This window comes from Enterobacter cloacae complex sp. S1, assembly GCF_014930525.1.
Classification (GTDB): domain Bacteria; phylum Pseudomonadota; class Gammaproteobacteria; order Enterobacterales; family Enterobacteriaceae; genus Enterobacter; species Enterobacter hormaechei_C.
On the sequence record NZ_JADBRE010000017.1, the window covers coordinates 1 to 25,244 of the forward strand.

General features: G+C 57.2%; 20 protein-coding genes. 14 read left to right on the forward strand and 6 right to left on the reverse strand.

What is annotated here, in order from left to right:
- The 3 genes from IM290_RS21620 to sbcD form a co-directional block, all read right to left on the reverse strand.
- The coding region (locus IM290_RS21620) for a hypothetical protein (RefSeq protein ID WP_227009299.1) at positions 1 to 202 on the reverse strand (202 nt) is incomplete at its 3' end.
- Positions 203 to 210: 8 nt separating this feature from the next.
- Complete coding sequence (gene sbcC, locus IM290_RS11775) at positions 211 to 3,342, reverse strand: exonuclease subunit SbcC (RefSeq protein WP_193041824.1); 3,132 nt, start codon at positions 3,340 to 3,342, stop codon at positions 211 to 213.
- Positions 3,339 to 4,544, reverse strand: coding sequence for an exonuclease subunit SbcD (sbcD, locus tag IM290_RS11780; RefSeq protein ID WP_193041823.1), 1,206 nt, complete (start codon positions 4,542 to 4,544; stop codon positions 3,339 to 3,341). Before sbcD ends, sbcC begins: the two co-directional genes overlap by 4 nt.
- A gap of 187 nt (positions 4,545 to 4,731) precedes the next feature.
- Here sbcD and phoB point away from each other — a divergent pair, with 187 nt between their 5' ends.
- From phoB to IM290_RS11815, 7 genes are all read left to right on the forward strand, one after another.
- Positions 4,732 to 5,421 (forward strand): phosphate response regulator transcription factor PhoB, encoded by a 690-nt coding sequence (phoB, locus tag IM290_RS11785; protein ID WP_003859122.1) that lies wholly within the window; start codon positions 4,732 to 4,734, stop codon positions 5,419 to 5,421.
- A gap of 21 nt (positions 5,422 to 5,442) precedes the next feature.
- Positions 5,443 to 6,738 carry a phosphate regulon sensor histidine kinase PhoR gene (gene phoR / locus IM290_RS11790; RefSeq protein ID WP_023315505.1) on the forward strand — a complete coding sequence of 432 codons (1,296 nt, stop codon included), beginning with the start codon at positions 5,443 to 5,445 and terminating at the stop codon, positions 6,736 to 6,738.
- 409 nt (positions 6,739 to 7,147) lie between these two features.
- On the forward strand, positions 7,148 to 8,467 hold the full coding sequence (gene brnQ / locus IM290_RS11795) for a branched-chain amino acid transporter carrier protein BrnQ (protein WP_193041822.1): 1,320 nt from the start codon (positions 7,148 to 7,150) through the stop codon (positions 8,465 to 8,467).
- Between the two features lie 81 nt (positions 8,468 to 8,548).
- Positions 8,549 to 9,922 (forward strand): proline-specific permease ProY, encoded by a 1,374-nt coding sequence (gene proY / locus IM290_RS11800; RefSeq protein WP_017383160.1) that lies wholly within the window; start codon positions 8,549 to 8,551, stop codon positions 9,920 to 9,922.
- 163 nt (positions 9,923 to 10,085) lie between these two features.
- A complete protein-coding gene (malZ, locus tag IM290_RS11805; protein WP_193041821.1) occupies positions 10,086 to 11,903 on the forward strand; it encodes a maltodextrin glucosidase in 1,818 nt (605 codons plus the stop codon).
- A 91-nt stretch (positions 11,904 to 11,994) separates the two neighbouring features.
- The gene (locus IM290_RS11810) at positions 11,995 to 14,604 is read left to right on the forward strand and encodes a DUF2339 domain-containing protein (RefSeq protein ID WP_193041820.1); all 2,610 of its coding nucleotides are present in this window, start codon (positions 11,995 to 11,997) and stop codon (positions 14,602 to 14,604) included.
- Positions 14,601 to 15,980 carry a DUF3999 domain-containing protein gene (locus IM290_RS11815; protein WP_193041819.1) on the forward strand — a complete coding sequence of 460 codons (1,380 nt, stop codon included), beginning with the start codon at positions 14,601 to 14,603 and terminating at the stop codon, positions 15,978 to 15,980. The genes IM290_RS11810 and IM290_RS11815 overlap by 4 nt, the downstream gene beginning before the upstream one ends.
- Positions 15,981 to 16,028: 48 nt before the next feature.
- Here the strand turns inward: IM290_RS11815 and IM290_RS11820 are convergent, their stop codons facing one another.
- On the reverse strand, positions 16,029 to 16,631 hold the full coding sequence (locus IM290_RS11820; RefSeq protein WP_003859113.1) for a peroxiredoxin C: 603 nt from the start codon (positions 16,629 to 16,631) through the stop codon (positions 16,029 to 16,031).
- Between the two features lie 127 nt (positions 16,632 to 16,758).
- Entirely contained in the window at positions 16,759 to 17,340 is a 582-nt protein-coding gene (gene acpH, locus IM290_RS11825) for an ACP phosphodiesterase (protein WP_045339401.1), read from the reverse strand.
- Between the two features lie 92 nt (positions 17,341 to 17,432).
- Here acpH and queA point away from each other — a divergent pair, with 92 nt between their 5' ends.
- The 7 genes from queA (at position 17,433) to IM290_RS11860 (ending at position 24,091) form a co-directional block, all read left to right on the forward strand.
- On the forward strand, positions 17,433 to 18,503 hold the full coding sequence (gene queA, locus IM290_RS11830; protein WP_017694427.1) for a tRNA preQ1(34) S-adenosylmethionine ribosyltransferase-isomerase QueA: 1,071 nt from the start codon (positions 17,433 to 17,435) through the stop codon (positions 18,501 to 18,503).
- A 53-nt stretch (positions 18,504 to 18,556) separates the two neighbouring features.
- Complete coding sequence (tgt, locus tag IM290_RS11835; RefSeq protein WP_193041818.1) at positions 18,557 to 19,684, forward strand: tRNA guanosine(34) transglycosylase Tgt; 1,128 nt, start codon at positions 18,557 to 18,559, stop codon at positions 19,682 to 19,684.
- Positions 19,685 to 19,706: 22 nt separating this feature from the next.
- Complete coding sequence (gene yajC, locus IM290_RS11840; RefSeq protein WP_003859109.1) at positions 19,707 to 20,039, forward strand: preprotein translocase subunit YajC; 333 nt, start codon at positions 19,707 to 19,709, stop codon at positions 20,037 to 20,039.
- Between the two features lie 27 nt (positions 20,040 to 20,066).
- The gene (gene secD, locus IM290_RS11845; protein ID WP_017383164.1) at positions 20,067 to 21,914 is read left to right on the forward strand and encodes a protein translocase subunit SecD; all 1,848 of its coding nucleotides are present in this window, start codon (positions 20,067 to 20,069) and stop codon (positions 21,912 to 21,914) included.
- A gap of 10 nt (positions 21,915 to 21,924) precedes the next feature.
- Positions 21,925 to 22,896, forward strand: a complete 972-nt coding sequence (gene secF / locus IM290_RS11850) for a protein translocase subunit SecF (RefSeq protein WP_003859105.1) — start codon at positions 21,925 to 21,927, stop codon at positions 22,894 to 22,896.
- Between the two features lie 138 nt (positions 22,897 to 23,034).
- Entirely contained in the window at positions 23,035 to 23,400 is a 366-nt protein-coding gene (locus IM290_RS11855; RefSeq protein ID WP_017383165.1) for a VOC family protein, read from the forward strand.
- 10 nt (positions 23,401 to 23,410) lie between these two features.
- Positions 23,411 to 24,091, forward strand: coding sequence for a YafY family protein (locus IM290_RS11860; RefSeq protein WP_193041817.1), 681 nt, complete (start codon positions 23,411 to 23,413; stop codon positions 24,089 to 24,091).
- Positions 24,092 to 24,179: 88 nt separating this feature from the next.
- Here the strand turns inward: IM290_RS11860 and IM290_RS11865 are convergent, their stop codons facing one another.
- Positions 24,180 to 25,064 (reverse strand): nucleoside-specific channel-forming protein Tsx, encoded by an 885-nt coding sequence (locus IM290_RS11865; RefSeq protein ID WP_032670818.1) that lies wholly within the window; start codon positions 25,062 to 25,064, stop codon positions 24,180 to 24,182.
- Positions 25,065 to 25,244: the final 180 nt, after the last annotated feature.

The following is a 25,244-nucleotide window of genomic DNA, read 5'->3' on the forward strand; positions in this document are numbered from 1 at the left end:
CCACCCTGGCACGTTCACCGGTCATGTCGTGACAGAGTAGCAAGGAACATAACGTGAACGGAATGACCACCAGAGCCGTATGTTCCCCCTCACCCCAGCCCTCTCCCTCAAGGGAGAGGGGGCCGTCTGTGCAGGCATTATTTTGTGGGGAACTCTCAGCCCACAGGGAGAGGGCCAGGGTGAGGGCAGCAGAGCGCATCATCCCCCCATTTACTGCACCGCAAACTCCCTGTCCAGCCTGCTATATCCCAGCCCGTTGATCTTCTTCACTTTGATCTGCACCGGAATGCGCTCTTTCATTGCCTCTACGTGGCTGATCACGCCGATAGTTTTCCCGGTGGCGTTCAGCGCGTCGAGCGCGTCCAGCGCGGTGTCCAGCGTTTCGCTGTCGAGCGTGCCGAATCCTTCATCCAGAAACAGCGAGTCAATGCGCGTTTTGTGACTGACCAGATCGGAAAGCGCTAAAGCCAGCGCCAGACTGACCAGAAAACTCTCCCCGCCGGAAAGGGTACGGGTATCGCGTACCGCATCGGCCTGCCAGGTATCGACCACTTCCAGCTCCAGCGCGTCGCTGGCTTTACGCTGAAGCAGATAGCGGCCATGCAGACGGTTGAGCTGCTGGTTGGCAAGCCACACCAGATTATCCAGCGTCAGCCCCTGGGCGAATTTACGGAATTTATCGCCGGTGCTGGAGCCTATCAGCGCGTTGAGATAGCCCCAGTCGTCGGCCTGACGCGCCGCCTCCTCAATCTGCTGCATAAGCGCCTGCTGGTGCAGACGGTTATCGGCGTCCTGTTTGAGCTGCTGGCGGATCTCCCCCTGATGCGTGGTGTTGTCCCGAAGCTGTTGCGCCAGCTGGTGTAACTGCGCCTGAAGCGTTGCGGCATCGGTTTCCAGCCCCTCGGGGCGCTGTGCCTGGTGCGCCTGAAGCTGCTGGCTTGCCTGCACCGAAAGCGCCGTGGCCTGCTGGAGCTGGTTCTCCAGCGTCTGCTTTTGTTGTTCAAGCTGGTGGATCGACGTTTCATCCAGCAGGGCGGAGAGAAATGCGTCCCGATCGGCAAAGCAGCTCGCGGTCAGCGCGGCGTTGAACTGAGCCTGTGATTGCTGGAGCCGTTCACGCTCAAGCGTCTCCTGTTGCTGTAGGGTGGTGAGCTGACTTTGCAGCGACACGCATTCGTCGTGGATGCCGCGCCAGTTCTCAGGGATAACCGCGTCGGCTTCTGCATCATTGGTAACCGGCAGCGTCTCCAGAATGGGCATCAGGGCGTTAATACCTTCCTGAATCGTACCGTGCTGGGCCTGTTTTTCCTGCCACAGGGTATATTCGCTTTCGCGCGCGCTCAGCCAGGCGCTTTCAGCCCCTTCATCGGGCACGCTAAGCGACAGCGATTGTAACGAGGCCGCCAGCGCCTGACGCGTCGCCGTCAGCTGCTGCTGGTACTGGCGCGCCTGACCTTCCTGTTCATTGAGCTGGTTTTGCAGCGTCAGACGCTGGCTGAGCTGATACAGCTGGCGTTCATACTGTTCCTGTTCGCTCATCCAGGGGGCAATATCATCCTGAATATTCAGCGCTATGTTCAGGGAGGCGCAGACCTCCAGCCACTCTTTAGTGAGTGTTTGCTCTTCCTCAGAGAGAGCCTGTGCTTCCTCTGTCTCGCGCTGGATCTGCTGGGTCAGCGCATTCACCTGCGCGAGCACCAGCAATCCTTCCTCTTTTAGCGCAGCAACCTCTTTCTCCAGCGCGTCGCGGCGGCGCTGATTGTCAGTCAGTTCAAGCGCCTGATACTGCACAACTGCCGGGTGTTCGCGTGAACCGCAGAGCGGGCAAGGCTTACCCGCTTCGAGTTGTGCACGATAGTTCTCAAGATCCTTGATTGTCGCCTCACGCTCACAGAGCGCTTTCAGGTCGGCATAGTGCTGATTTTTCTCTTTGAACTGCTGACGCCGCAGGATCAGCGTTTCATTGAGCTTAGCCTGCTCAGCCTGCGCTTTCTGCACGCTTTCCGCATTCTGGCGCAGCCGTTTTTGCAGCGGCTGAAAGCGAGCGTGAAGCGCTGTCAGACGCTGGCGGAGCGCCCGCGACTGTGCCTGTTGCTCCATTGCCGTCGCGAGATCCTCAGCCGTCAGCGTCAACCTACTTTCAGGCATCTCAGCCAGCTTCTGACGAAGCTCAGCCATGCGCGCTGACTGGGCAACAAGCTGATTTTTATCGCGACCCAGTTGCGTAAAATGCGCCCGCCAGCCGGCAATTTCCTGCCCCCACTGACGGAAACGATCGTGTTCGGTCAGCCACTGCGTCAGTACCGTATGTTCTGTCTGCAACTGTTCACGGTTGCGCAGCGCACCGTTGCGAATACGCGAGCGCTGCGCCGCTCTGTCGAGTAAGCGAGTATTTACTTCAACAATTCGCTCTGTTGTCTGCGCCAGGCGGGTGGTCTGCTCCTGCTGATACTCCCATAGCGGACGTAGCTGGGCGGCGGGCTGCGCCAGCTTGAGCTTCGCCAGTTGGGGCGCGGCGTCCGTCAGAGCCTGTTGCGCCTGCTGCTGCGAAGCGGCTGAACGCTGCTGCTCACGTATCAGTTCGTCGTTACGCGTAAGCCACTGAAAATCTTTCTGTTGGCTTTGCTGCTGTGCCAGCAGGACTTTTTCTTCGTCAGTAAGTGCCTGCAAACTTTGATGCAAGTGCTGCTGCTGTTCCTCGCTCAGCAGCACAACCCCTGCGGCCTGCGCTTCGCACATCTCCAGCGCGTTACGTGCCGCTTTGTGTTTTTCAAAAACCATGGCGGAAATCTGGCCGTAAATTTCCGTGCCGGTCAGTTCCTCCAGCAGCTCTGCGCGATCGCTCGGTTTAGCATTCAGGAAGGCGGCAAACTGCCCCTGAGAGAGCAACATCGAACGGGTAAAGCGGCCATAGTCCAGCCCGGTAAGCGCGGCGGTTTGGTCCAGCTTCTCCGTGACTTTGTCGGCCAGAATTTTGCCGTCTTCGCAGCGGGCCAGCTCAACGCGCGGTGCCTGTAAGTTCCCGTCCGGCTGGTTGCGGGCGCGGTTCTGGCTCCAGAAAGCGCGATAAGCAACGCCTTTGACCTCAAATTCCACTTCCGCCAGGCATTCGGCGGTATCGCGCGTCATCAGGTCGTTTTGCGCCTGAGAGACCTTATTAAGACGCGGCGTTTCGTGGTAAAGCGCCAGGCAGATGGCATCCAGCAGCGTGGTTTTACCCGCGCCGGTTGCGCCGGTGATGGCAAACAGCCCGTTGCTGGCGAACGGCTCCGCGGTGAAATCAATTTTCCACTCACCCTTTAGCGAATTCAGATTTTTCAGACGCAGGCTCAGAATTTTCATGCGTTTTCGTCCTCGTCATGGAGGGAATGCAGGGTCTGCGCAAACAGCTCGTTAAGCCTGGTGCGTCTGGCCTCGTCCACCTCTTCATGCGCAAGCCGCCGCGCGAACACCTCTTCAACCCGAAGTTCGCTAAGCGTTTCACGCTGGGCGTTGCGCAGTATTTTCTCGCGCTGTTCGCGGCTGCGGCGTACCAGCAGCACTTCCACGGGAAGGTCTTCCGTCAGCGTCTGAATTTTACGCTGCATATCGTACAGGTAGTCGTCGGTGGTGATTTCGATATCGAGCCAGACGGGGGGATTAAGCGCTGCGCCGCGCCACTGCTCAAGCTGAGCGGTAATGGCGGCCAGATCGCCTTTCAGCACCGCCAGCGGCTGGGTGACCGGCAACTCAAGCGTCTCAACGGCGCTGAGTTTGCCTCCGGTGAAGCTCACCAGATGCACGGATTTGGCTTTGCCCGTTTCGTCAAAACTGAGCGAAATGGGCGAGCCGCAGTAGCGGATATGCTCGCAGCCGCCGATGATCTGCGCCCGGTGAATATGCCCGAGGGCAATGTAGTCGGCGGGAGGGAAGTTTTGCGCCGGAAACGCGTCCAGCGTACCGATATAGATCTCGCGCACCGCGTCACTCTTACTGGCCCCGACGGTGGTGAGGTGTCCGGTGGCAATGATCGGAATGGCCTGATCGCCGCGCAGGGCGCAGGCTTCCGTATGTTGCTGGTGATAATAGCGGGTGATGGCCTGCAACAGATGTTGCTGTTTTTCGCTGCCGGACAGACCTGCCTGGCTTTGCACGATATCGCGCGGGCGTAAAAACGGAATTGGGCACAGCACTGCGCCCGGCGTGCCGTCGCGTTTTTTCAGGATCTGCGGCGCGTGTCCGGCGCTGGCCACCACGGTGGTATTGAGGAACGCCAGAATATCGCGGGATTCATTCAGCGTCGCCACCGAGTCATGGTTTCCGGCGACAATCACCAGGTGACAACCGGTTTGCTGGAGGTTGACCACAAAACGGTTGTACAGCTCACGCGCATAGCTCGGCGGCGATCCGGTATCAAAAATGTCGCCCGCCACAATAATCGCGTCCACCTCGTGAGCCTGAGCCGTCTCCAGCAGCCAGTTCAGGAACGCTTCATGTTCCGCGGCGCGGCTTTTGCTGTAAAAATTTTGACCCAGGTGCCAGTCTGAGGTGTGAAGTATGCGCATAAAAGATCCGTGGCAATAATAAGAAAGCAGGATTATAAACGTTCAGGGAAGGGAAAATAACCGCTGTAATAAAACAACAGTTTGCCATTTATAGTGGTAATGTTTTTCATAAATCTGTCATAAATCTGACGCATAATGACGCCGCATTACAGACTTGTAACTTAAATACGATAAGACAGGGCAAAGTATGGCGAGACGTATTCTGGTCGTAGAAGATGAAGCTCCGATCCGTGAAATGGTGTGCTTCGTGCTTGAACAAAATGGCTTCCAGCCGGTTGAAGCGGAAGATTATGACAGCGCGGTGAACCAGCTGAATGAACCCTGGCCCGATCTGATCCTGCTAGACTGGATGCTGCCTGGCGGTTCCGGATTGCAGTTTATCAAGCATATCAAACGCGAGGCGATGACCCGCGATATCCCGGTGGTAATGCTGACGGCGCGCGGCGAGGAAGAGGATCGCGTGCGCGGTCTGGAAACCGGCGCGGACGATTACATCACTAAACCGTTCTCCCCGAAAGAGCTGGTGGCGCGTATCAAAGCCGTGATGCGCCGTATTTCACCGATGGCGGTGGAAGAGGTGATTGAGATGCAGGGGCTGAGCCTGGATCCTACCTCACACCGGGTCATGACCGGTGAAAATCCCCTCGATATGGGACCGACCGAGTTTAAACTCCTGCACTTCTTTATGACCCACCCGGAGCGCGTTTACAGCCGCGAACAGTTGCTGAATAACGTCTGGGGAACTAACGTCTATGTCGAAGACCGAACGGTTGACGTCCATATTCGCCGCCTGCGTAAAGCACTGGAACTGAGCGGCCACGATCGCATGGTACAGACGGTCCGCGGCACGGGTTATCGTTTCTCGACCCGTTTCTGAACAATGACAGGAGTGTGACGCGTGCTGGAACGTCTGTCATGGAAAAGGCTCGTCTTTGAACTGATCTTATGTTGTATTCCGGCCCTCATTCTGGGGGCTATCTTTGGCTATCTGCCGTGGTTTTTACTGGTGGCCGTGACGGGATTGCTCGTCTGGCATTTCTGGAATTTACTGCGTCTCTCCTGGTGGCTGTGGGTCGACAGAAGTATGACACCCCCGCCGGGAAGCGGGAGCTGGGAACCGCTACTCTACGGCCTGCACCAGATGCAGATGCGTAACAAAAAGCGCCGTCGTGAGCTGGGAAGCCTGATCAAACGCTTTCGTAGCGGTGCGGAGTCGCTGCCGGACGCGGTGATCCTGACGACAGAAGAAGGGACAATCTTCTGGTGTAATGGCCTCGCGCAACAGCTGCTGGGCCTGCGTTGGCCGGATGATAATGGTCAGAACATCCTGAACCTTCTGCGTTATCCCGAGTTCACGCTGTATCTGAAAAAGCGGGATTTTTCGCGCCCGCACAATCTGAAGCTCAATAACGGTCGCCATCTGGAAATCCGCGTGATGCCCTACAGCGATCGGCAGTGGCTGATGGTAGCGCGGGACGTTACCCAGATGCACCAGCTTGAGGGCGCGAGACGTAACTTCTTTGCCAACGTCAGCCACGAGCTGCGTACGCCGTTGACGGTGCTTCAGGGCTACCTGGAGATGATGCAGGAGCAAACGCTTGAGGGGGCGCCGCGTGAGAAAGCACTGCATACCATGCGGGAGCAGACGTTCCGCATGGAAGGGCTGGTCAAACAGCTGCTGACGCTTTCAAAGATTGAGGCTGCGCCGTCGCTGGCGCTAAACGACATCATTGATGTGCCGATGATGTTGCGGGTGGTGGAGCGCGAAGCCCAAACGCTGAGTCATAATCAGCACACCCTGAGTTTTGACGTTGATAACACGCTGAAAGTGCTCGGCAGTGAAGATGAGCTGCGAAGCGCTATCTCAAACCTGGTCTATAACGCCGTGAATCATACCCCTAAAGGGACGCATATCGCGGTGCGCTGGCAGCATACCCCGGCGGGCGCTGAGTTTAGCGTCGAGGACAACGGGCCGGGGATTGGGCCCGAACACCTCCCGCGTCTCACCGAACGGTTCTACCGGGTGGATAAGGCGCGCTCGCGGCAGACCGGCGGGAGCGGACTGGGACTGGCAATTGTGAAGCATGCCGTCAGCCACCATGAAAGCCGGCTCAATATCGAAAGCACCCTGGGTAAGGGCACGCGCTTTAGCTTCGTGATTCCGGAACGATTAATTGCCAAAAAAAGCGCCTGACGGCAGATGTGTCAGGCTACCTTTCCACGGGCCAGCGATTGCTGGCCCGTTTGCTTTGCAGTCAAGCGAAACGCGGATGAATATTATACGGCTGGTGCTTTTTTGTTCGCATGATTAGCCATGAGTTTTTCTTATACATGGCATATTATTTTGGTCTGAATTTTCATGCTGGCATATTGTTCTGGTTTCACGATCCCTTCTTGCCTTTAAACGTTATAAGCGTTTAAATTGCCCCCCATATACTGTCAGACCGACTGTATTTGCGTGGTAAATCGAAAAACTATTCTTCGCCACGCCAGGACGGGAGCATATCCCGCTGAAATTGAGCAAATTTTCCGCTGTATCGTCCCGTGAGGGATGGCGAAAATCTCAACGTATTCAACACCACATCCACAGGCAGTAAGGTTTTATGACCCATCACTTGAAATCGCGTGACATTATCGCGCTGGGCTTTATGACATTTGCGCTGTTCGTTGGCGCAGGCAACATCATTTTTCCTCCAATGGTTGGCTTACAGGCGGGTGAACACGTCTGGACGGCTGCGTTTGGCTTCCTGCTTACTGCCGTGGGCCTGCCGGTACTGACCGTTATCGCGCTGGCGAAAGTCGGTGGCGGTGTGGACAGCCTCAGCACCCCGATTGGCAAAGTGGCTGGCGTTCTGCTGGCAACCGTCTGCTATCTGGCCGTTGGCCCGCTGTTCGCGACCCCGCGTACGGCGACCGTCTCCTTTGAAGTGGGTATCGCCCCGCTGACCGGTGACGGCGCGATGCCGCTGTTTATTTACAGCCTCATTTACTTCGCCATCGTGATTCTGGTTTCTCTCTATCCCGGCAAACTGCTGGATACCGTAGGTAACTTCCTGGCTCCGCTGAAAATTGTGGCGCTGATCGTGCTGGCGGTTGCGGCCATCATCTGGCCTGCGGGGCCCATCAGCTCCGCGATGGACGCTTACCAGAACGCGGCGTTCTCAAACGGTTTCGTGAACGGCTATCTGACAATGGATACGCTCGGTGCGATGGTGTTTGGTATCGTTATCGTTAACGCCGCGCGTTCCCGCGGGGTGACCGAAGCGCGCCTGCTGACTCGCTACACCATCTGGGCTGGCCTGATGGCCGGTGTCGGCCTGACGCTGCTGTATCTGGCGCTGTTCCGTCTGGGTTCAGATAGCGCAACGCTGGTCGATCAGAGCGCAAACGGCGCGGCGATCCTGCATGCTTACGTGCAGCATACCTTTGGTGGTGCAGGCAGCATGCTGCTGGCGGCGCTGATTTTCCTGGCCTGTCTGGTGACGGCGGTGGGTCTGACCTGCGCCTGCGCGGAGTTCTTCGCTCAGTATCTGCCGCTCTCTTACCGCACGCTGGTGTTTATCCTCGGCATCTTCTCCATGGCGGTGTCAAACCTCGGTCTGAGCCACCTGATTCAGGTGTCAATTCCGGTGCTGACGGCGATCTATCCGCCATGTATCGTGCTGGTGGTGCTGAGCTTCACCCGCCCGTGGTGGCATAACTCGACGCGAATTATTGCGCCGGCCATGTTTATCAGCCTGATTTTTGGTATCCTTGACGGGATCAAAGCATCAGCATTTGCAGAAATCCTGCCAGCCTGGACACAGCGTCTGCCGCTGTCCGAGCAGGGCCTGGCCTGGCTGATGCCTTCCGTTGTAGCGCTGGTTCTGGCGATTATCTGGGACCGTGCGGCAGGGCGTCAGGTGACATCCAACGCCCATTAATCAACGGCAACAAATTGTTTAACCACGGGGCTTAAGGCCCCGTGGTTTTTTGTTTTTTTCGTGTTGAATGGCAAGATTTTAATGGAAAGCACTAACAAACTTAAACGTGGATTGAGCACCCGCCACATCCGCTTTATGGCGCTGGGCTCGGCTATCGGCACCGGTCTTTTTTATGGCTCGGCAGATGCCATCAAAATGGCCGGTCCAAGCGTTCTGCTGGCCTACATCATCGGCGGCGTGGCGGCCTATATCATCATGCGTGCGCTGGGGGAGATGTCGGTTCACAACCCGTCTGCCAGTTCCTTCTCCCGCTACGCACAAGAAAACTTAGGCCCGCTGGCCGGGTTTATCACCGGCTGGACTTACTGCTTCGAAATCCTGATTGTCGCCATTGCCGATGTGACGGCGTTTGGCATCTATATGGGGGTCTGGTTCCCCGCCGTGCCGCACTGGATCTGGGTACTGAGCGTGGTGCTGATCATCTGCGCCGTCAACCTGATGAGCGTGAAGGTGTTTGGCGAGCTGGAGTTCTGGTTCTCCTTCTTCAAGGTCGCGACCATTATCATCATGATCCTCGCCGGTTTCGGCATCATCATCTGGGGTATCGGCAACGGTGGGCAGCCAACCGGCATCCATAACCTGTGGAGCAACGGCGGCTTCTTCAGCAACGGCTGGCTCGGGATGGTCATGTCGCTCCAGATGGTCATGTTCGCCTATGGCGGTATTGAGATTATCGGCATCACCGCCGGGGAAGCGAAAGATCCGGAGAAGTCCATTCCGCGCGCCATCAACTCGGTGCCGATGCGTATCCTGGTGTTCTACGTGGGCACGTTGTTTGTGATTATGTCCATCTACCCGTGGAACCAGGTGGGCACCAACGGCAGCCCGTTTGTCCTGACTTTCCAGCATATGGGCATTGCGTTTGCCGCCAGCATTCTCAACTTTGTGGTACTGACCGCCTCGCTGTCGGCCATCAACAGTGACGTGTTCGGCGTGGGTCGTATGCTGCACGGCATGGCGGAGCAGGGCAGTGCGCCGAAGGTGTTTGCCAAAACGTCGCGTCGCGGCACCCCGTGGGTAACGGTGCTGGTCATGACCGTGGCGCTGCTGTTCTCGGTTTACCTGAATTACATCATGCCGGAGAACGTCTTCCTGGTGATTGCGTCACTGGCGACCTTCGCCACCGTGTGGGTGTGGATCATGATCCTGCTGTCGCAGATTGCGTTCCGTCGCCGCCTGTCGCCAGAAGAGGCCAAAGCGCTGAAGTTTAAAGTGCCGGGCGGCGTGCCAACGACCATTGTCGGTCTCATCTTCCTGGTCTTCATCATTGGCCTGATTGGTTATCACCCGGATACCCGTATTTCCCTGTACGTGGGCTTCGCGTGGATCGTCCTGCTGCTGGTGGGCTGGATGTTTAAATGTCGCCGCGATCGTCAGCTGGCGGAAGCACAGTAAGGTAAAAATACCGGGTGGCGCTGCGCTTACCCGGCCTACACTCCCTTTTGCCCTGGAAAAAATCTCCTCCTCCGTTCTCCTCCCCCAATAATCCCGAACACGATGAGCTATCTTTAATCACCCTGTGGCAAGGTGACGTCAATTTCATCAAAGGGGATTCGTGATGTTAAACGCCTGGCACCTTCCGGTTGCCCCATTTGTTAAGCAAAACAAAGACAACCTTGTGATTACGCTCTGGCTGGCAGGGGACAATCAGCCTGAACGTGTGACCCTGCGCGCCGAAGTGGATAACGAAGAAACGTCGCTGAAAATGCACAAAGTGCGCAGCCAGCCGCAGCCGGGCGTCACGGCGTGGCGGGCAAATATCGATTTGCGCAGCGGGCAGCCGCGTCGCCGCTACGGCTTCAAGCTGCTGTGGAACAACCGGCAGCTGTGGTTTACCCCGCAGGGCTTCAGCCGTTTTCCTCCGGCCCGGCTGGAGCAGTTTGCCGTGGATCACCCGGATAGCGGCCCGCAGTGGGTTAACGATCAGGTCTTTTACCAGATTTTCCCGGACCGCTTTGCGCGCAGCGAAAAGCGCAACGCCGTTCAGGACAAGGTTTATTACCATCATGCGGTCGGTCACGACATCATTCTGAAAAAATGGGACGAGCCGCTGACCGCCCAGGCGGGGGGATCGACCTTTTACGGCGGCGATCTCGACGGTATCAGCGAAAAACTGCCGTACCTGAAAAAGCTCGGCGTCACGGCGCTGTACCTGAACCCGGTGTTTAAAGCGCCAAGCGTGCACAAATACGATACGCAGGACTACCGCCACGTTGACGAGCAGTTTGGCGGTGACGAGGCGCTGCTGCGGCTGCGACACAACACGCAAAAAGAAGGTATGCGCCTGATCCTTGATGGCGTGTTCAATCACAGCGGTGATTCTCACGCGTGGTTTGACCGTCATAATCAGTCGATGAGCGGCGCATGCCATAATCCTGACTCACCGCAGCGTGACTGGTACAGTTTTGATGAGAATGGCCGCGCCCTGGACTGGCTGGGCTACCCGAGCCTGCCGAAGCTCGATTTCCAGTCGCCATCGCTGGTGAATGAGATCTACGGCGGCGACGACAGCATCGTGCGCCACTGGCTGAAAGCGCCGTGGAACATGGACGGCTGGCGGCTGGATGTGGTGCATATGCTGGGTGAATCAGGCGGGGCGCGGAATAACCTTCAACATGTCGCCGCCATTACCCGGTCGGCAAAAGCGGCCCGGTCGGAAGCGTTCGTCTTCGGGGAGCACTTTGGCGACGCGCGTCAGTGGTTGCAGGCTGATGCAGAAGACGCGGCGATGAACTATCGCGGCTTCACCTTCCCGCTGTGGGGTTTCCTCGCTAACACCGATATCTCTTACGATCCGCAGCATATCGACGCCGAAACCTGCATGGCGTGGATGGAAAACTATCGCGCTGGCCTGTCGCATCAGCAGCAGCTGCGGATGTTTAACCAGCTCGACAGCCATGATACCGCGCGCTTTAAATCATTGCTGGGTAAAGATGTGGCGCGTCTGCCGCTGGCGGTGACCTGGCTCTTTACCTGGCCGGGCGTACCCTGCATCTACTATGGCGATGAAGTGGGGCTGGAGGGGAATAACGATCCGTTCTGCCGTAAAACCTTCCCGTGGGAGAGTGAAAAACAGGATCAGGATCTGTTCAGCCTGTACCAGCGTATGGCGACGCTGCGCAGGCAGAGTCAGGCCCTGCGCTACGGGGGCTGTCAGGTGATGTACGCCCACGATAACGTAGTGGTGTTTGTCCGCGTCTATAACCAGCAGCGCGTGCTGGTGGCGATCAACCGGGGCGAGGCGTGTGAAGTGGTGCTGGAAGATTCACCGCTGCTGGCCGGTAAAACGTGGAAGATCAAAGAGGGTAAAGCGACGTTCCAGGAGAGCGTGCTCACGCTGCCCGCGATCTCCGCTGCGGTCTGGTTCGGCAGCTAAGCGCAGGCAGAATGGTTTTCACCTTTTAAGATGGCGCAAATGCAACGATTTGTGTCAATCTTAGCGGATCGTTTACGGTGAAGGTGGAAACATGGACGAGCTTTACATCCTTGGCTGTTTGTTCCTGGTTTTTGCGCTGGTCGTGGCACCCGTGCTCGCGGTGATAGGTTTTAACCGAAGCACGGCGGCGCGGCAGGAGATCGCCCGGCTTCGCCAGCGCATTGAGGCGCTTGAGCAGCGCGGTGTCACTGAGAAAGCGCCGGAGCCGGTGCAGACCGCCGCGCCGGTGGAGACGCCAGCGTCGGTGGCAGAAGCCGTTACCGCACCTGTCGATCCCTGGCGTCCCGAACCGCCCGTCACTCAAGCAGAACCAGCGCGTGTACCGGCGGCAAAACGGCCTTCCGCCTTTGGCGGTATCCTGTCCTCGCTGACGCGCTGGTTTATGCAGGGCAATCCGCTGGCAAAACTGGGGATTGTACTGCTCTTCCTCGGCCTCTCTTTCCTGCTGCGCTATACCGTTGAACATTCACTGTTTCCGCTTGAGCTGCGTCTTGCCGCCACGGCGCTGTTTGCCATGGTTCTGCTGGCCGTTGGATGGCGGCTGCGGCACAGGCAGCGGATCTACGCGCTGATCCTCCAGGGTGGGGCGACCGGCGTGCTTTATCTGACCGTCTTTGGCGCATTCCGGCTGTGGCAAATGCTGCCGATGACGCTGGCGTTTGCGCTGCTGGTGGTGATTTGCGCGGCGAGCGTCGGGCTGGCCGTGCTGCAAAAGGCGCTGAGCCTTGCCATGCTGGCGAGCCTCGGCGGATATCTTGCGCCGCTGCTCCTGTCTACCGGGGGCGGTAGCTTTGTGGCGCTGTTCTCCTTCTATCTCCTGTTATCCATCGGCATTCTCGTCATCAGCATCTGGCAGCACTGGCGCGAGCTCAACCTGCTCGGGCTGCTCTTCACGTTTGGCGTTGGCGGGGTATGGGGGCTGAGCGACTACCAGCCTGAAGACTATGCTATCTGTCAGCTGTTCCTGATTGCTAATACGCTTATTTTTGGCGTGTTTAGCGTGGCGCTGTCGCTGCGGGCGCAGGAAAAAGGCAAACAGATTATTGACGGCGTACTGCTGTTTGCTCCGCCGCTGATTGGTTTTGGGATGCAGTATGGCATGACGTCTCACTGGACGTACGGCCCGGCGCTCAGCGCGCTGGGCTATGGTGCGTTTTATCTCTCACTGGCGTTTCTCGCACTGCGACGCTATCCGTCTGTCGGGCGGCCACTGGTTATGGCGGCGCTGGCGATCGGCGGCGGGTTTGCCACGCTTGCCATTCCGCTGGCGCTTTCAGCGCGCTGGACGGCGATGGCCTGGGCGCTGGAAGGGCTGGGTATTCTCTGGCTGGGCGTGCAACAGCAGCAGCGGCGCATGAGCTATAGCGGGACGGCGCTGCTGGTGCTGGCGCTCGGCAGCGCGATATGGGCGCAAATGGACGGCGTCACCTCGTTGAGCCTGCTGCTTATTTTCGCAGTGCTCAGTCTTTGCTGGCTGGCTGCGGCCTGGCTGTGGCAGAAAATCGCGCAGCCGGGCAGTTGGGCATTGCTGGCCGGTGGGCTGCTGTTCTGGTTAGTGGCGCAGCTGGGCGCATCTCAGCTGTTCCTGAAGCAGGAGTTATCGGTTCTGGCAGGCGTGCTGGCGCTGACGGCGGCGTCGGCCTGGGGATGGCGGCAGGCCGCCGCTCGTCTGGCGTGGCGGGAGCTGGATGCCAGCAAATGGCTGCTGTGGCCGGTGATGCTGCTGATGGTGCTGTATCAGGTCTGGCAACAGCAAATCCTGGCGGCCGGCTGGGCAAATCTGGCCTGGGCTATTGCGCTGCCTGCCGCCCTGATGCTGCTGCGGTGCGACGAAGATAAACTTCTGCCGCGCATCTCAATGGGGCTGCATCTGTCGCTGGTGTGGATGATTTTACTCGCCATAGCCGCCGAGCTTTACTGGTTTGCCCGCTCCCTGCCGTGGGGCATGGCGGCCTGGGGAAGCGGCATTGCGATGGCTGTTGGCGGTGGGGTGATTATGGCGCTCTCCGCGGCCGTGCGGCGTCGCGGGTGGCCGTTCCGGGTATGGCCTGCGCTCTACGCCTGCCTTGCCGCGATCCCTGTGGTTGTGGCGCTGGTGGTATTACTGGTCGTGACCAATTTGCAGGACGGTGTGGTCTATCAACAGACCTGGCTGCCGCTGGTGAACCCGCTTGAGGAAGGGGCGGCGTTCGCGCTGCTGGGGCTGGTGGTGTTTTATCGGGCAGTGGATCGCTACTATCCGGCATCGCTTGCGCAGTCCCGTCCGTGGCCCGCCGTTGTGCTGATGGCCCTGGGTTTCTGGTGGCTTAACGGCGCACTGCTGCGCGCGCTGGCGTGGTACGGCGAGGTGGCCTGGAATATGGAGTCGTTGTGGCATTCGCGGCTTATCCAGACCACCTTTGCCCTGTTCTGGATGTTCTGCGCGCTGGTGGTCATGATCCGCGCCACCCGTCACGCCTCCCGTCAGCAGTGGCTTGGCGGTGCGGCGCTACTGGCGGTGGTCATGCTCAAACTGATGCTGGTGGACAGCGCGGGCGGTGGCGGCCTGGCGCGCGCCGTCGCGTTTATTGGCGTGGCGATCCTGGTCCTGATTGTGGGCTATTTCTCGCCGCTACCGCCTAAAGCAGGAGAAGAAAAATGAAATGGATGAACGCGGTTGTTTGTGCGGCACTGCTGGCCGTGGCCGGTCCGGCATTCAGCGAGGGCGTGCCAGCGGAATCCCCGCGGGATTATGCCTATGGCCTGTCCCTTGATACCTCTGCCTCTTCGCCGTGGTATCGGGTCATGCTGCCGCTGGCGGTTTATCAGCAGAGCACATCGCCCGATCTGCGCGACGTGCGCGTGTTTAATCAGTCGGGCGAGCCGGTACCGTTCAGCCTGGTTACCACGACGCGTCCGCAGCCGGCACCGACCACCACGGCGCTGCGCCTCTTTGCGCTTAACGCCTCGCCGGGCGGAGAAGAGGACAGCGGCGATAAAATTATGCTACGGGCCAGAAACGGCGTGGAAATTGTGCTGGAAGGGCAACACGCGGCGGCTGCCGGACAGCACTATCTGCTGACCCTGCCGGAAAACGCGACGGAGGTTCCGCTCTCTCAGCTCCAGCTTTTCTGGGACACGCCGCAGGGCTCGTGGCAGGGGACGGCATCGGTCTATTACAGCGAGGATCTGAAAAACTGGTATACCCTGCGCGAAGAGATGCCCCTGCTGGACGTGATGAGTGGACAGGATCGCCTGAAGCTCGACCGCATCGATACCGATCTGGTGTTATCTCCTGAGGGGAATCGTTATCTGCTGCTGGTGCTGAACACGGGGCGTTCTGCCCTGACGTTAACCGGCGTCAACGCGATTAACGCGCCTGCGCAGCCGGAATCAGAGCACATTAGCCTGGCGGGAGAGGGGGAGCGGCTATCCGAAAGCGAAGCCGTGTGGCGCTGGACGCATCCTCAGCCTCTGAGTGCGATCGGCTTCATGCTGAATGGCGACGGCGTTCTCCCGGCAGAAATAGCCTGGCGGGAGGCGGATAAGGATCGGTGGCATACGCTGAAAAAAGAGGTGATCTACCAGCTCGGCGGCAAAACGTCTGAACCTGTTCCGCTTCCTGGCGGGCTGGTCGAGGCGGTAAAAATTAAGACCCTCAATGCGCGGCTGCCTGAGAATCTGCCTGGCGTAACCGGGCAACGCGTGCGCTACGATCTGGTGTTCAACGCGCAGGGGAAGGGGCCGTACCTGCTCGCGTGGGGGAACGGGGCTGCGAAACCGGCGAGCGTGGAGACGAATATGCTGATCCCGACCGAACTGCGTAAAACCTACGATCTGGCAGCCCTGCCGATGGCGGATACGCTGGAACCTGTCCCGCTGGGCGGCGAGTCGCGTTTAACCGCGACGTCTGCGGCTGAGCAGGAAAGCAGAATGAAAACGCTGATGGTCTGGGGCGTACTGATTGCGGGGGTGATGGTGCTTGCGGGTATGGCATGGCGCATCTGGCGCGAGGTAAAAAAAGACGGCGCAGCATAAGCCAAAAAAAACCCGCGTATTCGCGGGTTTTTTCGTAAACCGTGCCGATTACAGGCTGGATACGTTCTCAGACAGGTATTTAGCTACGCCGTCTGGGGAAGCCGCCATACCTTCTTTACCTTTTTCCCACTGAGCCGGGCACACTTCACCGTGCTCTTCGTGGAACTGGAGCGCGTCAACCATGCGCAGCATTTCGTCGATGTTACGACCCAGCGGCAGATCGTTCACAACCTGGTGACGAACGATGCCGTTCGCGTCGATCAGGAAAGAACCACGCAGTGCAACGCCAGCGTCCGGATGTTCAATACCGTAAGCCTGCTGGATTTCGCGTTTGATGTCCGCAACCATCGCGTATTTCACTGCACCGATGCCGCCGTTTTCGACAGGGGTGTTACGCCATGCGTTGTGTACAAATTCAGAGTCGAAGGAGACGCCAACCACTTCCACGCCACGCTTCTGGAATTCTTCGTAACGTTTGTCGAACGCGATCAGCTCAGACGGGCAAACGAAAGTGAAGTCCATTGGCCAGAAGAACAGAACGGTCGCTTTACCGTTGGTGTGCTGTTTGAAGTTGAAGTTTTCAACGATTTCACCATTGCCCAGAACGGCGGCAGCTGTAAAATCCGGAGCCGGACGAGTTACCAGAACCATATGATTCTCCTGTAGATACTAAGGTTATTTGGAACGCAACGCGGGCCAGTATAGAGGCAGTACGGGAATAAGACAAAGAGGTGGTAACAATCGTTCCACCAGCTTTTACCTATCAATCGAACCGACTTCATAGTTCTTTATTTTTCGCCTGCGTCATCATACGCGGGTAGAACTGCCAGAAGCGGATTTCCAGCGCATCATAATGTTCATCCAGGTCATGCCATGAGTCGCGCAGCGCGTCCAGACGCGGTCGACGGCTCGCCATGCCGTTCAGGACGTTCTGAATGAAATCCATCTCGCGGTATCGCTCCAGCCAGCGTTCAGACCAGAGATAGTTATTCAGATTCACAAAGCGCGGCGGGGAGTCCGGCAAAATGATCGACACCTGCGCGTGGGCGTAGCGCACAAACTCAGGTAGCGACATATCAGGCGACAGCCGGGACCAGTGGCGCGACAGGAAATGATCCCACATGACGTCGAGCGTGATCGGCGCCACGCGTCGGGTTTCGGGGCGGAACCAGGCTTTGGCTTCCGTCACTTCCGGCAGGTTATCGGTCAGCACGTCGATGCGGCGGTGCATAAAAATCCCGTCGACAACCTCAGGGGAGTACGCTTCCGCGGGGTTGCCGCGTACAAAATCGGCCAGCAAATTGCCGGAGAGGGAGCTGTCCGCGAGATGAGCGAGATGCAGATGAGCGAGAAAATTCATGCGTTTTCGTTGTCCGGTGGCGGCTAGTTGTTGCAGCAAAAGGGTGTGAGCACTAGACTATGCCGCCTGTTTTTAAGTCACGAGTATACGTCATGCGCGTCGCCGATTTCTCCTTTGAACTACCTGAATCCCTGATTGCTCACTATCCCATGCCTGAGCGTAGCAGCTGTCGCTTGCTGTCACTGGACGGGCCAACGGGCGCGCTGACGCACGGTACTTTCACCGATCTTCTCGACAAGCTCAACCCTGGCGATCTGCTGGTCTTTAACAATACCCGCGTGATCCCGGCGCGTCTGTTTGGCCGTAAAGCCAGCGGCGGCAAGATCGAGGTGCTGGTCGAACGTATGCTCGATGATAAACGTATTCTGGCACATATTCGCGCCTCTAAAGCGCCGAAGCCGGGCGCTGAACTGCTGCTGGGGGATGACGAGAGCATCAAAGCGACCATGACCGCGCGTCACGACGCGCTATTTGAAGTGGAATTCAACGACGAGCGCACGGTGCTCGATATCCTCAACGCCATCGGCCACATGCCGCTGCCGCCGTATATTGAGCGCCCGGACGAAGAGGCCGACCGCGAGCTGTATCAGACCGTCTACAGCCAGAAGCCTGGCGCGGTGGCGGCGCCAACGGCGGGCCTGCACTTTGATGAGCCGCTGCTGGAGAAACTGCGCGCGAAGGGCGTAGAGATGGCGTTCGTGACGCTGCACGTTGGTGCAGGCACCTTCCAGCCGGTGCGCGTGGACAGCATCGAAGACCACATCATGCACTCTGAGTATGCCGAAGTGCCACAGGAGGTTGTGGATGCGGTGCTGGCGGCGAAAGCGCGCGGTAATCGCGTCGTGGCCGTCGGTACAACGTCGGTACGTTCCCTTGAGAGCGCTGCGCAGGCCGCGAAAAGCGAGCTGATTGAGCCGTTCTTTGGCGATACGCAGATCTTTATCTACCCGGGCTATCAGTACAAAGTCATTGATGCGCTGGTGACCAACTTCCATCTGCCTGAATCGACGCTGATTATGCTGGTTTCCGCGTTTGCGGGGTATCAGCATACGATGAACGCCTACAAGTCTGCGGTAGAACAAAAATATCGCTTTTTTAGCTACGGTGACGCGATGTTTATCACGTACAATCCGCAGGCTTTGAATGAGCGTGTCGGGGAATAAGTCCGCGGCACCGTATTACAACGTTGGACTGTTTTTCTGACGTCGGAGAAAAAATGAAATTTGAACTCGATACCACCGATGGCCGCGCGCGTCGCGGTCGTCTGGTGTTTGATCGCGGCGTGGTCGAAACCCCCGCGTTTATGCCTGTGGGCACGTACGGCACCGTAAAAGGAATGACGCCGGAAGAAGTTGAAGCCACTGGCGCACAGATTATCCTCGGCAACACCTTCCACCTGTGGCTGCGTCCGGGTCAGGAGATCATGAAGCTCCACGGCGACCTGCACGATTTCATGCAGTGGAAAGGCCCGATCCTCACCGACTCCGGCGGTTTCCAGGTCTTCAGCCTGGGTGATATCCGTAAGATCACTGAGCAGGGCGTACACTTCCGTAACCCGATCAACGGCGATCCAATCTTCCTCGATCCGGAAAAATCCATGGAGATTCAGTACGATCTCGGCTCCGATATCGTAATGATCTTCGACGAATGTACGCCATACCCGGCGGGCTGGGACTACGCCAAGCGTTCCATGGAGATGTCCCTGCGTTGGGCGAAGCGTAGCCGCGACCGTTTTGACGCCCTGCAAAACAAAAATGCGCTGTTCGGCATTATTCAGGGCAGCGTTTACGAAGATTTACGCGATATCTCGGTTAAAGGTCTGGTAGAGATAGGCTTTGATGGCTACGCTGTCGGCGGTTTGGCTGTGGGTGAGCCGAAGGAAGACATGCACCGCATTCTGGAGCATGTCTGCCCGCAAATCCCGGCGGATAAACCACGATACCTGATGGGTGTGGGTAAACCAGAAGATCTGGTGGAAGGCGTACGTCGCGGCATTGATATGTTCGACTGCGTTATGCCAACCCGAAATGCGCGTAACGGTCATCTGTTCGTTACCGATGGCGTGGTGAAAATCCGTAACGCGAAGCATAAGAGTGACACCAGCCCGCTCGATTCCGAGTGCGATTGCTATACCTGTCGCAATTATTCTCGCGCGTATCTGCATCATCTCGATCGTTGCAACGAGATTTTGGGGGCGCGTCTCAATACCATTCATAATCTTCGTTATTATCAGCGCTTAATGGCTGGTTTACGTAAGGCTATCGAAGAGGGTAAATTAGAGAGCTTCGTGACCGATTTCTACCAACGTCAGGGGCGGGATGTTCCACCGTTGAACGTTGATTAATTTTAATAATGAGGGAATTTGAATGAGCTTTTTTATTTCTGATGCGGTAGCAGCAACGGGTGCACCAGCGCAGGGCAGCCCGATGTCTCTGATTCTGATGCTGGTTGTGTTCGGTCTGATCTTCTACTTCATGATCCTGCGTCCACAGCAGAAGCGTACTAAAGAGCACAAAAACCTGATGAACTCCATCGCGAAGGGCGATGAAGTCCTGACCAATGGTGGCCTGGTGGGTCGCGTAACCAAAGTAGCGGAAAACGGCTACATTGCTATCGCCCTCAACGACACCACTGAAGTGGTTATCAAACGTGACTTCGTAGCTGCCGTTCTGCCGAAAGGCACCATGAAGGCGCTGTAATCCCAACTTTTCCCAAAGGGAACTGCCGTGTTAAACCGTTATCCTTTGTGGAAGTACATCATGCTGGTCGTCGTGATTATCGTCGGCCTGCTGTATGCGCTTCCCAACCTGTATGGTGAGGATCCGGCCGTTCAAATCACTGGCGCGCGCGGTGTCGCCGCCAGTGAGCAAACGCTGATCCAGGTCCAGAAAACGTTACAAGAAGAAAAAATTACCGCTAAGTCTGTGGCACTGGAAGAGGGCGCAATTCTTGCTCGCTTCGACACCACCGACACGCAGCTCCGCGCACGTGAAGCGCTGATGGGCGTGCTGGGTGATAAATATGTCGTGGCGCTTAACCTTGCTCCTGCAACCCCACGCTGGCTGGCTGCGCTGAACGCAGAGCCAATGAAACTGGGTCTTGACCTGCGTGGCGGCGTTCACTTCCTGATGGAAGTGGATATGGATACCGCGCTCGGCAAGTTACAGGAACAGAATATCGACAGCCTGCGCAGCGATCTGCGCGATAAGGGCATTCCGTACACCACCGTACGTAAAGAAGATAACTACGGCCTGAGCATCACGTTCCGCGACAGCGCGGCACGCGATCAGGCTGTGACCTATCTGTCTCAGCGTCACCGCGATCTGGTGATCACCTCTCAGGGCAGCAACCAGCTGCGTGCGGTAATGACCGACGCGCGTCTGAGTGAAGCTCGTGAATACGCCGTTCAGCAGAACATTAACATTCTGCGTAACCGTGTAAACCAGCTGGGCGTGGCTGAGCCACTGGTACAGCGTCAGGGTGCTGACCGTATCGTGGTCGAACTGCCGGGTATCCAGGATACCGCCCGTGCGAAAGAGATTCTGGGCGCGACGGCGACCCTGGAGTTCCGTCTGGTTAACTCCAATGTCGACCAGGCTGCTGCGGCTTCAGGCCGTGTACCGGGCGATTCCGAAGTGAAACAGACCCGCGAAGGCCAGCCGGTTGTGCTGTACAAACGCGTGATCCTGACCGGTGACCATATCACCGACTCCACTTCAAGCCAGGATGAGTACAACCAGCCGCAGGTTAACATCTCGCTGGATAGCGCAGGCGGCAACATCATGTCTAACTTCACCAAGGACAACATCGGCAAGCCGATGGCGACCCTGTTCGTGGAGTACAAAGACAGCGGTAAGAAAGACGCCAATGGCCGTGCCGTGCTGGTGAAAGAGGAAGAGGTGATTAACATCGCCAACATCCAGTCTCGTTTGGGTAACAGCTTCCGTATTACCGGTATCAGCAACCCGAACGAAGCGCGTCAGCTCTCTCTGCTGCTGCGTGCCGGTGCGCTGATTGCGCCAATTCAGATTGTTGAAGAACGTACCATCGGTCCAACCCTGGGTATGCAGAACATCAAACAGGGTCTGGAAGCGTGTCTGGCCGGTCTGGCGGTGTCCATCATCTTCATGATCTTCTTCTATAAGAAGTTCGGCCTGATTGCGACCTCCGCGCTGATTGCCAACCTGGTGCTGATCATCGGTATCATGTCCCTGCTGCCGGGGGCGACGCTGACCATGCCGGGGATTGCGGGTATCGTTCTAACCCTTGCGGTGGCGGTCGACGCCAACGTACTGATAAACGAACGTATCAAAGAAGAGCTGAGCAACGGTCGTTCTGTACAGCAGGCGATCGAAGAAGGCTACAAAGGGGCGTTCAGCTCCATCTTCGATGCGAACGTAACAACACTGATTAAGGTTCTTATCCTGTATGCAGTGGGTACTGGCGCGATCAAAGGCTTTGCGATTACTACCGGTATCGGTGTCGCAACGTCGATGTTTACCGCTATTGTCGGCACCCGTGCCATCGTGAACCTGCTGTACGGCGGCAAGCGCGTCAAAAAGCTGTCTATCTGAGGAGTGCGTTGTGGCACAGGAATATACTGTTGAACAATTGAACCACGGCCGTAAAGTCTGGGACTTTATGCGCTGGGACTACTGGGCCTTCGGCATTTCAGGTTTTCTGCTGATCTTGTCCATCGTCATTATGGGCGTGAAAGGCTTTAACTGGGGTCTGGATTTCACCGGTGGTACGGTGATCGAAATTACCCTGGAAAAACCGGTCGATATGGACCAGATGCGTGAGTCTCTGCAAAAAGCGGGCTTTGAAGAGCCGCTGTTACAGAACTTCGGTAGCAGCCGCGACATCATGGTGCGTATGCCGCCGGTACACGATGCCAACGGCAGCCAGGAGCTGGGCAGCAAGGTCGTCCAGGTTATTAACGAAACGACCAGCCAGGATGCAACGGTTAAGCGTATTGAGTTTGTCGGCCCGAGCGTTGGTGCTGACCTGGCGCAGACCGGTGCGATGGCGCTGCTGGTGGCGCTGATCTCGATCCTGATTTACGTCGGTTTCCGCTTTGAGTGGCGACTGGCGGCAGGCGTGGTTATCGCCCTGGCGCACGACGTGGTGATCACCATGGGCATACTGTCTCTGTTCCACATTGAGATTGACCTGACGATTGTGGCATCCCTGATGTCCGTTATCGGTTACTCACTGAACGACAGTATCGTGGTATCTGACCGTATTCGTGAAAACTTCCGTAAGATCCGTCGCGGCACGCCGTACGAAATCTTTAACGTGTCGTTGACCCAGACGCTGCACCGTACGTTGATCACCTCCGGCACCACCCTGATGGTGATCCTGATGCTGTTCCTGTTCGGTGGCCCGGTGCTGGAAGGCTTCTCGCTGACCATGCTGATCGGTGTGTCTATCGGTACGGCCTCGTCTATCTACGTCGCGTCCGCCCTGGCGCTGAAGCTGGGCATGAAGCGTGAGCATCTGATCCAGCAGAAAGTCGAGAAAGAAGGGGCGGATCAGCCGTCCATTCTGCCGTAAGAGTCTTATGTAGTATCGAAATCCCGGCCTGTTGGCCGGGATTTTTTTTGTCTGCATCTCACAAACACTCCTGACAGTATGCTGTCAGGAGCCCTGTCGTAGACTCCTTCTGAACCCTAACAACAGGCAGGAGGACGTATGAAAAGTGTTATTAACTGGTTTGAAATTCCGGTCGCCGATATGGATCGCGCCATCAAATTTTATGAGTCGGTGATGCAGGTCGCGCTGCGGCGCGAGAAGATGGATGTGGCTGATCTGGCGATTTTCCCGCACGAGGATCCGGCCACCGGCGGCGCGCTGGCGAAATTTGACGGCGTTACACCGTCTTCGCAGGGCGCTATTATTTACCTGCATACTGACAATCTGGCGGCCACGCTCGATCGTATTGCTTCTGCGGGCGGTGAGTGCGTGTTTGGCCCGCTGGAACTGCCGCAAGGCATTGGCACTATAGCCCTGTTTACCGACAGCGAAGGTAATCGCGTCGGCCTCCATCAACCGGTATGAGAGTAAACCGATGACCCGACGCGCTGACCGTTTGTTCCAGATTGTGCAGATCCTTCGGGGCAGGCGTCTGACAACGGCAGCGCATCTGGCGGAAAGGCTTGGCGTGTCCGAGCGCACGGTGTACCGCGATATCCGCGACCTGTCGCTTTCCGGCGTGCCGGTGGAAGGCGAGGCGGGAAGCGGATATCGGCTGATGTCGGGTTTTGATTTACCCCCACTGATGCTGACCAACAAAGAGTCCGAGGCGCTGATGGTGGCGATTCGTCTGCTCAAAACCTGGGGCGGGGAATCGCTGTCGCGCGAGCTGGAGTCGGCCCAGGAAAAAGTGCTGGCGATCCTGCCAGAAGAGAGCCGCCGCAAAGCTGAGCAGACGCGGATTTACGCGCCGGATATTGCCCTTCAGCCACATTCCCGTAGTGGTTTCGACGTGATCCATCAGGCGATTTCCGCCCAGCGCGTGCTGGCACTGCATTATCGTGATGAGGCTGGGCAGTTATCATGGCGTGAAGTGCAACCTCTGGGGCTGTTCTTCTGGGGTGAGCACTGGCTGCTGGCCGCGTGGTGTGAACGGCGCGATGACTACCGCTGCTTCCGTCTCGACCGATGCCTCAATATTGTGCAGACGAAGAGGCGGTTTAGCGAAAGTGCGGACAGGTCATTGGCAGATTTTTTGCGCAAGGTGAGGCAGTAAAAAGCCGGGGGGCGGCTACGCCTTACCCGGCCTACATTCGGATCGTAGGCCCGGTAAGCGTAGCGCCACCGGGCGGAATCCGCACTGATTAGAAGTTGTAACCCACGACCAGGTAACCACCCCAACCGGTAGAGCGAACGCTGAAGTCGCCGTTGCCAAAGTTCAGGCTGGCGTCGTCGTTCCACTGGCCACCGTTGTGCCAGTAACGCGCAACAACAGAGTAGTGCCAGTGATCGTAGTTCAGCGCCAGAATGTGGCTGGACGCGATGGAGTCGTTAGTGCGCGCTTTTCTGCCGTTCAGGTCGCGGAAATCGTTATCGCCCAGGTCTGAACCCCAGTCAAAGTTGGTGAAGCCGATATAGCTCAGGTTGCCGCCCCACAGTTGGGTAATTGGCACGAAGTATTTCACTTTGAAACGGTAGCCGTCCCACTCGTTCTCGTTCGCGGCGCCGTAGTTCTGCCACTGGTATTTCGCGTACACGTTCATGGACAGGCTCATCGGCAGGCCAGTCTCAATGTCTGTACCCAGACCCATATACCAGGTGCTCTGGCGACCGGACTTGTTGCGACCCATGTCGTAGATGTAGTTGTTTGCGAAATACCACTCTTTGAACGGACCAAACGCCAGACTGGTACCGGTCAGTTTATCAATGGAGAAGCGGGGTTCGATCTCCATGAACAGTGGGGAACCGTGGTTCCAGATACCTTTCGCGTCGGTGTTACCGCCGAAGAATACCGGTGCGTCCATGTAGCCATAGAAATCAAACCAGTCTTTTTTAGCGAATGCTTCGTACTCGAGGTAAGTATCGTTACGGATCTGCGGTCCGAAACGGGTATGGTAGCTGCCTACAACGTTAACGCTCTGATGCCACCAGTCGGAAAGGTATTGTGGTTTGTCGTTTTCCGCTGCGTTAACAGTGAAAGAGGTGGAGAGTGCCAGAACTGCACCGGCTGCGAATAATGTTTTTTTCATAATCATGCCACTGATTGAAATTCCCTTCCGGGAGTGAAAAATGCGCGAATTGCGTTTCTAAATATTTCATATTTCTGCGGAGCCTATTATAGGAATCCTTGCTCACAAAAATATGTGTTGTTTCACATATCTCTCACATACGTAATCGATTGCGTTCACGTTTGCGTACTTTAGACGGGC